Origin of the sequence: Butyrivibrio sp. CB08 (assembly GCF_003625485.1) — a bacterium.
Lineage (GTDB): Bacteria > Bacillota > Clostridia > Lachnospirales > Lachnospiraceae > Butyrivibrio.
Genome location: NZ_RAIR01000001.1, coordinates 617,167 through 630,873 on the forward strand (window position 1 = coordinate 617,167; position 13,707 = coordinate 630,873).

General features: G+C 41.9%; 11 protein-coding genes and 1 other RNA gene. All 12 read left to right on the forward strand.

Going from position 1 to position 13,707, the window contains the following annotated elements:
- Positions 1 to 88: 88 nt before the first annotated feature.
- Positions 89 to 1,495 (forward strand): tetratricopeptide repeat protein, encoded by a 1,407-nt coding sequence (locus D6855_RS02730; RefSeq protein WP_120737770.1) that lies wholly within the window; start codon positions 89 to 91, stop codon positions 1,493 to 1,495.
- Between the two features lie 13 nt (positions 1,496 to 1,508).
- On the forward strand, positions 1,509 to 2,171 hold the full coding sequence (locus tag D6855_RS02735) for a thiamine diphosphokinase (protein ID WP_120737772.1): 663 nt from the start codon (positions 1,509 to 1,511) through the stop codon (positions 2,169 to 2,171).
- Between the two features lie 2 nt (positions 2,172 to 2,173).
- Entirely contained in the window at positions 2,174 to 3,886 is a 1,713-nt protein-coding gene (locus tag D6855_RS02740; RefSeq protein ID WP_120737774.1) for a DUF4153 domain-containing protein, read from the forward strand.
- A gap of 112 nt (positions 3,887 to 3,998) precedes the next feature.
- On the forward strand, positions 3,999 to 5,546 hold the full coding sequence (gene gpmI / locus D6855_RS02745) for a 2,3-bisphosphoglycerate-independent phosphoglycerate mutase (protein WP_120737776.1): 1,548 nt from the start codon (positions 3,999 to 4,001) through the stop codon (positions 5,544 to 5,546).
- Positions 5,547 to 5,624: 78 nt separating this feature from the next.
- Positions 5,625 to 5,867 carry a preprotein translocase subunit SecG gene (gene secG, locus D6855_RS02750; RefSeq protein WP_120737778.1) on the forward strand — a complete coding sequence of 81 codons (243 nt, stop codon included), beginning with the start codon at positions 5,625 to 5,627 and terminating at the stop codon, positions 5,865 to 5,867.
- An 84-nt stretch (positions 5,868 to 5,951) separates the two neighbouring features.
- A complete protein-coding gene (rnr, locus tag D6855_RS02755) occupies positions 5,952 to 8,216 on the forward strand; it encodes a ribonuclease R (RefSeq protein ID WP_120737781.1) in 2,265 nt (754 codons plus the stop codon).
- A gap of 6 nt (positions 8,217 to 8,222) precedes the next feature.
- On the forward strand, positions 8,223 to 8,693 hold the full coding sequence (gene smpB / locus D6855_RS02760; protein WP_120737782.1) for an SsrA-binding protein SmpB: 471 nt from the start codon (positions 8,223 to 8,225) through the stop codon (positions 8,691 to 8,693).
- Positions 8,694 to 8,725: 32 nt separating this feature from the next.
- Positions 8,726 to 9,313, forward strand: coding sequence for an Hpt domain-containing protein (locus D6855_RS02765; RefSeq protein WP_120737784.1), 588 nt, complete (start codon positions 8,726 to 8,728; stop codon positions 9,311 to 9,313).
- A 39-nt stretch (positions 9,314 to 9,352) separates the two neighbouring features.
- A complete protein-coding gene (locus D6855_RS02770) occupies positions 9,353 to 10,120 on the forward strand; it encodes a response regulator (RefSeq protein WP_120737786.1) in 768 nt (255 codons plus the stop codon).
- Between the two features lie 60 nt (positions 10,121 to 10,180).
- Positions 10,181 to 10,535, forward strand: a transfer-messenger RNA (tmRNA) gene (gene ssrA, locus D6855_RS02775).
- A gap of 130 nt (positions 10,536 to 10,665) precedes the next feature.
- On the forward strand, positions 10,666 to 12,834 hold the full coding sequence (locus D6855_RS02780) for an HD domain-containing phosphohydrolase (RefSeq protein ID WP_158589451.1): 2,169 nt from the start codon (positions 10,666 to 10,668) through the stop codon (positions 12,832 to 12,834).
- A gap of 31 nt (positions 12,835 to 12,865) precedes the next feature.
- Positions 12,866 to 13,669 (forward strand): glutamate 5-kinase, encoded by an 804-nt coding sequence (proB, locus tag D6855_RS02785; protein WP_120737790.1) that lies wholly within the window; start codon positions 12,866 to 12,868, stop codon positions 13,667 to 13,669.
- The last annotated feature ends 38 nt before the right edge of the window (positions 13,670 to 13,707 follow it).

Consider the following 13,707-nt stretch of genomic DNA (forward strand, 5'->3'; position numbering starts at 1 on the left):
TCTCAGGTATTTGGTTTAAAAAGGGGCTATAAGCTTATGCGTATAGCTTCTTTTGTAGTTTATTTTTTTGTTTTAAAGGGTAAGAGAATTGAGCAATACAAGATCTGTGAGCTATAGGAATAATGACAGGAGCTATAGCCGTAATGTAAAACTTAAAAAGCGCAGGAGAAGATCCCGTGTAAATACTAAGAGGATTGCAATAATTGCAGCAACAACACTTGTAGCAGTTGCAGCAGGCTATGTGATCTACAACCACCTTCCTGTGGTTAAGGTTAATAAGGCAATCGCAGCAGGAGATAAGTATACACAGGATGCTGATTACCAGGCAGCTATTGATTCATATTCAGAAGCTATTGAAATAGACAAGCACTCCGTAACTGCATACAGCAACATGGCTGGTGCTTACCTTAGCATAGACGACTATGAATCAGCCAAGGAAACACTCTATAACGGCTTTGTAGAAACTGAGAATGAAGGCCTTTTAGACAACTATCACGCAGTGATCCTCAATGAGGCAGTTGGCGTACTCAATGAACAGAACGCTGATATGAGTACAGTTCTTTCAATTTTAGATGTACTCAAAGAGGACAACAGCAGCAGCGACGCAGTGCAGCTCCTTGATTCAGCTTACTCAAGAGTATTTGATGATACTTACAGCTACGATGTAAACGCTCTTTTTAGAGCTGACAGTGTAACTTCTACTGAAGGAAGTGCAACTTTTTCATACGCGGATTATGAGTCTTTTGTAAAAGAGCTTCTTGCTATATACAGTGCTGCTCCTACGGATGAGCTCAAGGAAGTCATTCTTAAATACGCTACACCAGGAGAAAACTCTTTTACCATTTCTCTGGATGATGCAGGCAGCTACAATGAACTCCTTGCAAGCGTTGAGAGCAGTGTGGGAAGCAACGACAGTATCTCTTCAATGAGAAACTGCCTCAGCAACGCATCTGATGTTCTAGGTATCTTTAGTGGTATTTTTGAACAGCTTGATGTAGGCAATGTGGATGAGCTTAGAGGATTTGTTGTTTCAGATGAGTATCTTGGACTTAGGGATATTTTCCTCAATGACCTTGAGACTCCTCAGGAGAACACCACTTACGTTCCCATCAGCAGAGAGGCTATCATCCTTAACAACAAGGATGGTCAGTGGACATACAGATTCCTTGATTTTGAAGAGAATCCTGCTACTAGTGGTGTTATTACACTTTGGGCTAACTTCTTTGAGGATGACGGAGTTCAGAGAAATTCTATCTCCTATGAGCCTGGAGCTATTGATGGTAACATCTATCCACATACCAAGTACTCAGTTACTTACCTCCGCAGCTACATCACATCAGGTAAGGCTACCAAGGTTCCTAAGATGAACTACAGGCTTGATACTACAGTTACTACAGAGGATGGTCAGCAGATCGAGACTATCGTTGGTGACTGGGGCGGCGAGAACGAGTGGACCATGGATATCGAAACAATTGAGTCAAGAATAAGAGCATAATATCGGAGCTTTTATGGAACCTAAATGCGTCATTATATCTGCAGGCAGTTTTCCTAATATAGATATAGATCTTAACGAAGGTGATCTTTGCATAGCATGTGATGCTGGATTTAAGTATGCTCAGCAGCTTGGAATACTTCCAGATCTCATAGTGGGAGATTTTGATTCAGCAGCTGAGGCGGGGATTGACGTACTAAGGGGAATTGAAGAGATTGCTCAGCACGATCCTTCAAGGATAGTTAAACTTGAAGTCAAAAAAGACGATACAGACACGCTTAAGGCCGTTAAGATAGGCCTTTCCAAGGGGTACAGAAAGTTTTACCTGTATGGGGCCCTTGGAGGAAGGCGGTTTGATCATTCCTTTGCCAATATCCAGACTCTTTTATATATAAAGAGAAATGGTGGCACAGGATATATTATGGATGCAGACACCATGCTGATGGTGGCTGAAAATGAGACCATTCATTTCCACAGAGGAAATACTGGTATGCTGTCAGTATTTTCGTTATCAGAGGTTTCAAAAGGCGTAACTCTTAAGGGACTTATGTACAATTTAAGTGGGGCTACGCTGACAAGTGATTTTCCGCTAGGGACTAGTAACGAATTTATCATCGATGAGGAGGCAGAGATCACCGTAGAGGATGGAACGCTTTTGATCACGGTGTTCTGGGGATAATTATGTTGTGGGTTCAAAAGTTAAAGAGTGCTGCAAAGGGAGTTCTTAAGGAGCACCTTATTTCTGTTTGCGTATGTTTTGTCGCCTGTCTTTTGGCTGGTATATCAGAAGATATCAAAAGTGGCAAGGTGATAGAGTTCTTATATTTCTTTCTGTTTCTGATGCTTCCATGCCTTGTAACTATTGAAGCGTGTTATCAGTACAGGATCAAAAGGGGTAGTGACCAGTATAAGCTTAATGTGAAGACTTCACTGCCTTATCTTGTGTATTTCTGCATTTCTTTATTTATCTGTTTTACTTTTGAATATTTGACTATATTTAAACATGAAGAGTCTGTAAATAAGAGCGGAAGCTTATACACCACCCATGTTTATCTCACAAGATTTCTTTTTGTTTATATCGTGATATCAGTAATAGGAGCGATTTACTTTTTCTATAAGAACTCGGATCGCAGCCTTGAACAGTACAGTGTCAGGGCTTTTCTTGGCGTGGTCAAAGCAGGATTTTTGTATGGTGTAGTGGCGCTTGGAAGTCTTTGCCTTATCTATGCTTTCCAGGCTCTTTTGTTTGACTTTGAAACCTTCTGGATCATAGAGATGCTCATTATGGCAGTATTTCTTTTCCCGGGGATTCTCATTGGACTATCTAAGATCACAGACGGTATGGCCAAGTTTGCCAAGGTACTTATGGGATATGTCCTGCCTGTGATCGTGGCCCTTGCATGTGCAATTGTTTATATCTATATCGTAAAGATAATAGTCTTAAGGAGCATGCCATCCAATGAGGCATTTGCCATAATGACAGGAATCTTTGCTTCGGGATTATTTATCTGGACTTTTGCACAGGGCTGTACAGAGGATCCGGTTCATAAGTATCTGTTATATTTCCCGGTTGTCTTTGCGCCATTTATTGTGGTTCAGATCATTTCTCTTTCCATGAGAGTTGCGCAGTACGGCCTTACAAAGAGCAGATACTTAGGAGTCCTTCTCATTGTGTTCGAGCTTATTTACGTGGGCTATTATGTTTTGTGCCTTCTGAAAAAGAAAGGGGTGTCGGGATTTCTTTTCCTGATGCTGATTGCTCCCTTTGTGATCTATTTCCTGGTGCCTGGCATCAATATGTACAGTGCTGTCACGGCTTCCCAGGCAAAGGTTGTCAGTGCTTATCTTAAGGAACATGCGAGCGGAGCAGAGGGGTCAATATCGATCAATTCAGCCAGATCAGCCATGTATCAGATAAAAAACGACGGAAGTCTTGAAGGCATGAAATATATTGAGCAGCTTAAGGGGAAGTATTCACAAGACATGATCATTTCATTAAATACCGGCAGTAACTTTGATTCCATTAAAGAGGATCAGACATCGATTTCCGTATATAACAGTGACCCGGTAGTAGATGTATCAGCTTATAAATTCTTTAAAGTGGCTGAAGTATCAATTTACAACAAATCAGTAGATCCAGGTAAAGTGCCTGTATATCAGGACTATGACAAGACTAAGAGTCTTGGCTATGTGGATCTCGAGGAGACAATTACAGAACTTAAGAAACTTTCTCAGGACAATGCTGGGTCTGATAAAAAGAGAGAGGTTATTGATAAGGTCATCCCTATGGAGAATGGCGCAGGTCTTTATATCTATGATCTTGACGCTCAGGTACTTGATAATGGGGAGCTTGATTCCATCAGTTATAGTGCATATTACCTTTACAACAACTAATTATTAAGGTTTTGTTAAATGCTTGTCATTTAACCTGACTATGAGATATACTATGCAAGGAAATTGTAATAATGTTTTTTGAGCTTATAGCTTGGAATGGAGGATATAAATAATGAGAGGTTCAAAACCTACAGTTCTTTTAATACTTGACGGATATGGAATCAATGAGAATCCAGAGGCTAATGCAATTGCAATGGCTAACACACCAGTTATGGATGCTCTTGAGAGAGATTATCCTTTCGTAAAGGGTTATGCTTCAGGTCTTGCAGTAGGACTTCCAGATGGACAGATGGGTAACTCAGAGGTTGGCCATATGAACATGGGAGCTGGCCGTATCGTATACCAGGAGCTTACAAGAATCACCAAGTCAATTGAGGACGGAGATTTCTTTACTAATGAAGGCCTTATGGCAGCTATCAATAACTGCAAGGAAAAAGACTCTGCACTTCATATGTATGGTCTTGTTTCTGACGGAGGCGTTCACAGCCACATCACACACATCTATGGACTTTTAGAGCTTGCTAAAAAGAACGGCCTTAAGAAGGTATATGTTCACTGCTTCCTCGATGGAAGAGACACACCACCTGAGAGTGGTATCGACTTCGTCCAGCAGCTTGAGGACAAGATGAAGGAACTTGGCATCGGTGAAGTTGCTTCAATTTCTGGCCGTTACTACGCTATGGACAGAGATAACAACTATGACAGAGTAGAGATCGCATACAATGCTCTTACTAAGGGCGAGGGCAACAAGGCTAATTCTGCTCACGAGTGCATGGTTAACACATACAAGGATGGCAAGACAGACGAGTTCGTTGTTCCTACAGTTATCATGAAGAATGGTGCTCCTGTAGCAACAATCAAGGACGGCGATTCAATTATCTTCTACAACTTCCGTCCTGACAGAGCAAGAGAGATCACACATTGCTTCTGCGATGATGATTTTGATAAGTTTAACAGAGGTAAGCGCCTCGATGTAACATACGTATGCTTCACAGATTACGATCCACTTATCCCTAACAAGGAGGTTGCATTTAAGAAGGTTCTTCTTAACAACACCTTTGGTGAGTGGCTTGCAAACAAGGGACTCAAGCAGGCTCGTATCGCTGAGACTGAGAAATATGCACACGTAACATTCTTCTTCAACGGCGGTGTTGAGCAGCCTAACGAGGGAGAGGACAGAGTTCTAGTAAACAGCCCTAAGGATGTTCCTACCTATGACCTTAAGCCTCAGATGAGCGCTCCAGAGGTTTGCGAGAAGATTCTTGATGCTATCAACTCTCAGAAGTATGACGTTGTTGTAGCTAACTTCGCTAACCCAGACATGGTTGGACACACAGGTGTTATCCCTGCAGCTGTTAAGGCTATCGAGGTTGTTGATGAGTGTGTTGGTAAGATCGTTGAGGCTGTTAAGGCCGTTAACGGAACACTGTTCATCTGTGCTGACCACGGTAATGCTGATATGATGATCGACTATGAGACAGGAGAGCCTTGGACAGCTCATACAACAAACCCTGTTCCATTTATACTTGTTAACTATGACCCTGCATACACACTTCGTGAGGGCGGATGCCTTGCAGACATCATTCCTACACTTATCGAGTGCATGGGAGAGCAGCAGCCAGCTGAGATGACAGGAAAGAGTCTTCTTATTAAGAAATAATTGACTAATTAGCCCTGAATGTGCTATAGTAAATTTTGCGTGTTTTAGAATTCATTGAACTTTTTTGGAGGTTTTTTCGTGAGCGTTTTAGATTACGTATTTGGAGTAGTATTTATTATAGTTTGCATCGCACTGTGCACACTTGTACTTGCACAGGAAGGCAAGAACCAGGGACTTGGTGCTATTCAGGGAACAGTTGAGAACACATACTGGGGCAAGAACAAGGGCCGTTCAAGAGAAGGCGTCCTTAAGAAGGTGACAGTTGTTCTGTCAGTTCTTTTCATTGTTTTTGGTATCGTTCTTAATATGGGTATTTTCTAATTAAGTATTCCAATTACATTAACTTTTCTGGGCACTCTACTACAAGGTTAGGGTGCCTTTATTTTTTTATGGTATGATAATAATATGAGTAAAAATAAGAGCCTGAAGCGCATGGATGAACAGCTTTTTGGCAAAGACAAGAGAAAAAACTACATAACCGGGCAGTTTGTCAGCAACGCCAGAGGCTTTGGCTTTGTGGAGGTTGAAGGCTGGGATGAGGATATCTTTATCCCGGAGGAGTATGTTCACGGAGCTTTTCACACTGATACTGTAGAGGTTGAACTTCTTCCAGACAGCACTGGCAAGCGCCAGGAGGGCAGGATCAGAAATATCCTGGTAAGGGGTATTGAAGAGATTGTTGGAACCTACCAGGGTGAGCAGAACTTTGGTTTTGTGATCCCGGATAACAACAAGATCCAGAACGATATCTTTATTCCTATTGAGTTTCACGGCGCTGCGGTCACTGGAGATAAGGTTGTTGTTAAGATAACTGATTATGGCGATCCCATAAAACGCCGTAAGCCTGAGGGCAAGGTCAAGGAAGTAATTGGCAACATCAATGATCCTGGAGTAGATATATTATCCATAGTAATGGGCTTTGGTATCCCCTATGAATTTCCTGAGAAGGTAATAAACCAGGCCAACAGATGCCCTGATATAGTAAGTGAAGCTGATATGTATGGCAGACAGGACCTTAGGGATGTCACAATGGTCACCATTGACGGAGAGGATGCCAAGGACCTTGACGATGCAGTCAGTCTCCACATAGATGAAGAAGGCAATTACCATCTGGGTGTACACATCGCAGATGTTACCAACTATGTACAGGAGAGCTCTGCCCTTGACAGAGAGGCACTAAAGAGGGGCACCAGTGTATATCTGGTAGACAGGGTTATTCCCATGCTTCCTCACAGACTCTCAAACGGAATCTGTTCACTTAATCACGGAGAGGACAGACTTGCTCTTAGCTGTCTTATGACTTTTGATAAAAACGGAGGTCTTCTTGACCATGACATATGCGAATCCGTGATAAATGTCAACGAGCGTATGTCCTATACAGATGTTGCCAAAATCTTAGAGGACAAGGATGAGGAGACCATTGAGCGCTACAAGGACCTCGTTCCTATGTTTGAACAGATGGCTGAGCTTTCTCATATCCTTAGAGCAAAGAGAGAAAAGAAGGGCGCTATAGATTTTGATTTCCCTGAGTCCAAGATCATTCTGGACAAGGAAGGAAATCCTGTAGATATAGTTCCTCACGAGAGAAATACAGCTACGAAGCTTATCGAGGACTTTATGCTGGCAGCCAATCAGACAGTGGCTGAGCATTTTTACTTCATGCAAAGTCCTTTCGTATACAGAATTCACGAGCAGCCAGATCCGGAGAAGATTGCTTCTCTTTCATCATTTGTAAGTAACTTCGGGCACCATATCAAAACCCGTAAGGATGAGGGTGTAAGGCCAAAAGAGCTTCAGAAGCTCCTTAAGACTATTGAAGGCACCAAGGAAGAACCTGTGATCAGCAGGATGGCTCTTCGCAGCATGATGCAGGCCAAGTACAGCACAGAGTGCACAGGTCACTTTGGACTTGCCTTTGATTACTATTGTCACTTCACATCTCCTATCAGAAGATATCCTGATCTTCAGATCCACAGGATCATCAAGGATTATCTAAGGGGCAGGATGACAGAGGCCAAAGCATCTCATTACAGTGAGATCCTGGACGAGGTAGCCAAGCACTCATCTGAAACCGAGAGGCGTGCAGAAGAGGCTGAGAGAGAAACAGACAAACTTAAGAAAGCCCAGTTTATGGAAAACCATGTGGGAGAGCGCTTTGAAGGTATAGTATCCGGTGTTACCCAGTTCGGATTCTTTGTAGAACTTGAAAACAGCTGCGAGGGAATGGTAAGAGCAGCTTCCATGGAAGATGACTTCTATGTATTTGATGAAACATCTCTTAAGCTTGTTGGAGAGAGATATCACAAGGAGTTCACCATCGGACAGAAGGTCATGATCAGGGTCGTTGGAGCTGACAGACTCACCAAGACTATAGATTTTAAGCTTGCAAGTGATAATCCTGAAGATGACGCAGATGACTATGTGGAGTATTCTGAGGCAAGAAGAGTTGTAGAAAAGAGAGCAAGTAAGGTACGAAAGCTCTCAGCAGCTTCTTTGGATGATGGTCCTGTCAGAAGGACAAAAGGCTCTGCCGGGTCTAAGCCTTCTTCCAGAAAAAAGGAAGAAAAGAAGAAATCTACCAGGAAGGTGTACAAGGTACACAAATATAAAAAATCAGCCACCAGTAAGGCAGCAAGAAGTGCCCAGGGAAAGGGCAGGAAAAAGAGATAACGAATAATGGCACAAGAAGCACAGGCAAGAAAGTTAATAGCAAATAACAAAAAAGCATATCACGACTATTTCATTGAAGAAAAGTACGAGGCTGGAATAGAGCTTTTTGGAACAGAAGTTAAGTCAATGCGCCAGGGAAAATGCAGTATCAAGGAGTCCTGGATCAGCATAGACAAGGGTGAAGCCTTCATCATGGGCATGAACATCAGCCCCTATGAAAAGGGCAACATATTTAACAAGGATCCATTAAGAGTAAAGAAGCTTCTTCTTCACAAGGCGGAGATCAGAAAGCTTGAGCAGCAGAAAATGGTTCAGGGCTATACACTGGTACCACTTGAGGTGTACTTTAGAAATGGAAAGGTCAAGATTGAGATTGGCCTTGCCAAAGGTAAAAAGCTCTATGACAAGAGAGCAGATATGGCCAAGAAGGACCAGCAAAGAGAAGCAGAAAAAGAGTTTAAGCAGAGATTTAAATAGAAATTGAGCTTTTGGAGGATATTACTGTAATAATGCCTAAAGATCAGGATTTATGGTTAAATCAGCTTAAAGGAGTAGTGGTTTCAGATGGCATCCGGTACACGGGTTCCGAGGAGGCTTACCTTAAGTTTCTAAGGACCTTCACCTGTACTCTGGATGACAAGGCAAAAGAGATAGAAGACTCCTACAATAATAAGGATATGGATTTCTGCACTATGAAGGTTCATGCCCTTAAGAGTTCAGCAAGGATAATCGGAGCAAGGAAACTGTCTGAGCTTGCTGAAAGAATGGAAGAAGCTGGCTGCAAGGGGGATACAAAGACCTTTGACGCCCATATTAATGAGCTTCTTGATCTCTATCGAAGCTATAAAGATAAGCTGTCTCGTTTGCCGAAGGAGATGGAGATCATCAAGAAAGAGCCTATATCTGATGATGCGCTCTCTGATGCCTATGAAGCCATCAAGGCTTTTGCAGCACAGATGGATGTAGATGCCCTCAGAATGATAATAGATGAACTTGGAACCTACATATTATCTAAAAAAGACGAAGAACTAATTGAAACTATTAACAGAAAACTGATACAATTTGATTGGGATGGCGTAGAAAAGCTGTTACAATAGAAGTAGTAATCTAAGTCACCTTCTGGAGGACGTAAGTGTATGACTTCAAATTCAGTAATGGTAATTGGTCAAAAGGAATCGTTTTTTATCAAAGTTCTTGTGAAAAAGATACTTGATGGCAGAATGCATGCTTTTTATGTTCAAAACACGGTAAATGCCATCAACAAGAATATTGATAGTGCTGATATTGCTGTATATTATATGGACTCCGGAGAGGTCATAGATATCAGTATATTAAGATTCTTGTCAGATACACTTCATGACAAGCAAAAGAAACTCATCCTTATTGGGGATCCTGCAGATACCAAGCTTGTATGCGAGACTCTTCCAGGGGATGTTATCTACGAGATACTTCCAAGACCACTTGATAATGAACAGTTCATGTCTATCGCCAAGGAATTCTTTAAGAGAAGCTCCATGGATGAATTTAAGAAGAGCATCCTTGTGTGTGACGATGATCCTAATTATCTTGGACTTGTAAGAGAGTGGCTTAAGGATACATATAAAGTTTCTGTTGTTACGTCAGGACTTCAGGCAATTAAATGGCTTGGCAAAAACAAGGCTGATCTTATTCTTCTTGATCACGAGATGCCAGTTACAACAGGTCCTCAGGTTCTTGAAATGCTAAGGGCTGATGATGAGACCAAGTCAATTCCTGTAATGTTCCTTACAGGTAAGAGTGATAAGGAGAGCGTTCTTGCGGTTGTTGCACTTAAACCGGAAGGATATTTCCTTAAGAATATTGAGAAAGACGAGCTCCTTGAAAAGCTCAATGAGTTCTTTACTTTAAGAACTGCAAGACACTAAACCAGAAGGTTATTGATTTCTATTTCAATTACCGATATACTGAGTAAGCAAATTAAATAAGGGTTAGTAAAGGTTTCGACAGGGATTTTGAAGCTGGAGAAGCTATCCGCAGGACGGTGCGTTAAACCTCAAATTAAACATAAACGCTAACAACGAATTAGCATTTGCTGCCTAATGGCGGCTCGTGGACCTGAGTACACCTACATATTCAGCAATCCGCGTCAAAACTTGTAGGAAACGACATGGCAAGTGCCTCGAGGCTATGGTCGTATAAGGGGCTACAGATCATCTTTGGTTGTCAATTACTGAGGGCGTGATGGAACAGGAATGCAGAATTCCAGAATAATTGACTATGATAGTAGAAGGACAGGGGATGAATTTTTGGACAGGGGTTCGACTCCCCTCTAATCCACTATAAGACTATGGACGACGAACATACTATCCACGAGGGTGTATTGTGGGTATATGTTCGTTAAATATTGTATATGAGAAAATTATTTCACTGTATAAAAGAAATATGGGGAGCCTTAAACAGGTCTATCTACGTGGGACCCAGGTATGAATCCAACATGAGGGCTCTGACCTTTGCTAGTATTGTATCTGCTATACTGGGACTTATCCTGGTCTCTTTTGATATTTCAAGTCATAACTATCCACTTCTTTTTGCATCATTTTCAACATTTCTGGCAGGCGTTGGCTGCGGTATATGTACCCACGTACTTAAGAACCGTGAGCTTGCCATCAAATTCCCAACACTTTTTTGCATTTTCTTTATAACAACATATGTACTTACCGCAGCAGGAGAAGGCTCAGCGATTATGTGGTCTTTATTTGTGCCCCTGGGAGTCTGTTATTTTGTAAGTGTTAAATATGGCATTTATCTTTCTGTATACTTCACGCTTTTGATCTCTGCTGTTTTATACAGCCCTCTTGGAGAGCGTTACACAGAGTTCTATAACCACATGTTTATCACAAGATTCCCTATCGTATATGCGGGGATTTCTATTTTTACATGCATGGCCATGATACAGTATCACAGGACAGCTCTTTTTGAGATCGATCATGCCAGCAGACTATCAGAGGAAGTAGAGAGGCAGACAGCTGTTGTTAAGCAGCAGAGCCTTAAGATCGAGCAGCTTTCTCTTCAGACCATTCATACTCTTGCCAATGCCATTGATGCCAAGGACCCATATACAAAAGGACATTCTGCCCGTGTAAGCCTCTATTCTGAAAAACTGGCTACGAGTCTTGGCTGGGATGAAGATAGGATCGCAGATCTTAAGTATGCAGCACTTCTTCATGATATAGGCAAGATTGGTATTCCGGATTCAATTCTAAATAACCCAAGGATGCTTACAGACATTGAATTTAACATTATTAAATCACATACATCCATTGGCAGGGAGATGCTAAAGGACAGGACAATCATCAAGATGGCAGACGATGTGGCAGGAAGTCATCACGAGAGATACGATGGTAAGGGCTATCCTGATGGCCTTAAGGGAAAAGAGATATCAGAGGAAGCCAGGATAGTAGCTATAGCAGATGCTTTTGATGCTATGAGCTCTGACAGAGTATACAGAAGATCCTGCAATAGAGACTATATTCGTAGTGAGCTTGAAAAGGGTAAGGGCAAGCAGTTTGACCCTGAATTTACAGATGCATTTATTATGCTCTGGAACAGTGGAGAGCTAGACGAGATCAGGGATACTTACAGCTCAAGAGAAGGAGATGCCTCTGAAACAGAAGCTTCCACAGCGCTTCTTCAGGAGGTTGTTGAGACTTTTGTTACTCAAGGGTCCAAGGATGAGATAGATATAACTACCGGCATCATGAGCAGAAATGCCGGCGAGAAAGCCATTGCCAGAGCTATGAAGCAGGAGAGTGGCTGCCTGGTATTTATGGACGTTGATAATCTGAAGAAGATAAATGATACCTATGGTCATGAAGCAGGCGATAAGATACTTCACATAATGGGAAATACCCTCACAGAAAACAGCAAGGACTGTATGTGCTGCAGACTTGGAGGAGATGAGTTCCTTATTTTCCTTAGGAATACTTCTGAAATAGAAGCAGGCAAGCGCATGATCAAGATCATCAATGACTTTGAGGATAATAAGAAGGACGATTCAAGAATCTCAATAGCCTCTATCTCGGCTGGACTTGTTATGTGCAGTCCAAGGGATTCTTATACTGATGTCTACAATAAGGCTGATAAAGCTCTTTATCATGTAAAACAGAATGGAAAGAGCAGCTTTGATTTTTATAATGAGGAACTTGAAACTACTGCACTTGAAACTATTGACCTGAGCAGGCTTGTTGACAGTATAAAAAACAGTGGCAGCTACGTTGGTGCCATGAATGTGGAATACAGAGAGTTTGCCAAGCTCTATGAGTTTGTAACTAATCTTGAGCAGCGCTTTGACTATTCCTTCAGACTCATCATGATATCCTTAAATCCTTCTGATGATGTGGCATACAGTACAGAGGAACTGGACAGATCAATGTATAACATGGAGCAGTCCATAAGGCAGACCATCAGAGATGTGGATGTCCTCACCAGATTTGGTAAGAGCCAGTTTCTTGTGATCTTCCTTGGAGCTGACAAGGAAGGCGTTAAGACAGCACTTGACAGAATTTTCAGAAGTTACTTTAAGATTAACGGAAGCGGAAGCTTTATTCCTACATATTCTGCAGTAGACAATATGAACTAGTTGTATTATCTTAGACTTTGAGGTTAAAAATATGGCGGTTAGTAAGAAGAGAATTGTAGTTAAGGTTGGTACATCAACCATTACAAATGAAGAAGGAAATATCGATATCAGAGCCCTGGACCACCTGTGCAGAGCCCTTGCTGGTGTAGAGAATCTTGGATATGATCTGGTGCTGGTATCTTCTGGAGCTATTGCAGTTGGTGCATGCAAGATGCGCCTTGCCCAGAAACCCAAGGAAATAAGGATGAAACAGGCAGCTGCAGCTGTTGGACAGACTGAGCTCATGCATCTTTATGATAAGTTCTTTGGTGAATATGGCAGAATGGTAGGACAGATCCTTCTTGATAATGGAGATATCACTGATCCTGTCAGGAGTGAGAACCTCAAGAACACATTTGATGCTCTTTTGGAGAACCACATTATCCCTATTGTCAATGAGAATGACTCAGTCAGCCATGCAGAGATTGAATCTGAGAAAAAGCTCTTTTCCGATAACGACATGTTATCAGCTGTTGTTGCAGTGTTCTGCAATGCATGTAAGCTTATTATCTTCTCAGATATTGACGGGCTCTATGATGGTAATCCCAAGACAGATAAAAACGCCAAGGTTATCAGCAGAGTAGAGGAGATAACTGAGGAGCTTAAGAGCCTTGCTTCCGGATCCGGGTCAAACAGGGGAACTGGTGGAATGATCACCAAGCTGGAAGCGGCTGAACTTGCCACATCCCATGGCATAGATGTTCTTGTTACCAACGGCAAGAATCCTGAGAAACTCTACGATGTTATTGAAAAGAAAAAGGTTGGAACACTTTTTGTTGCAAAAGAAATAGATTAAAAAAGAAAATCCGAAGAGTTTTAAACTCTTCGGATTAT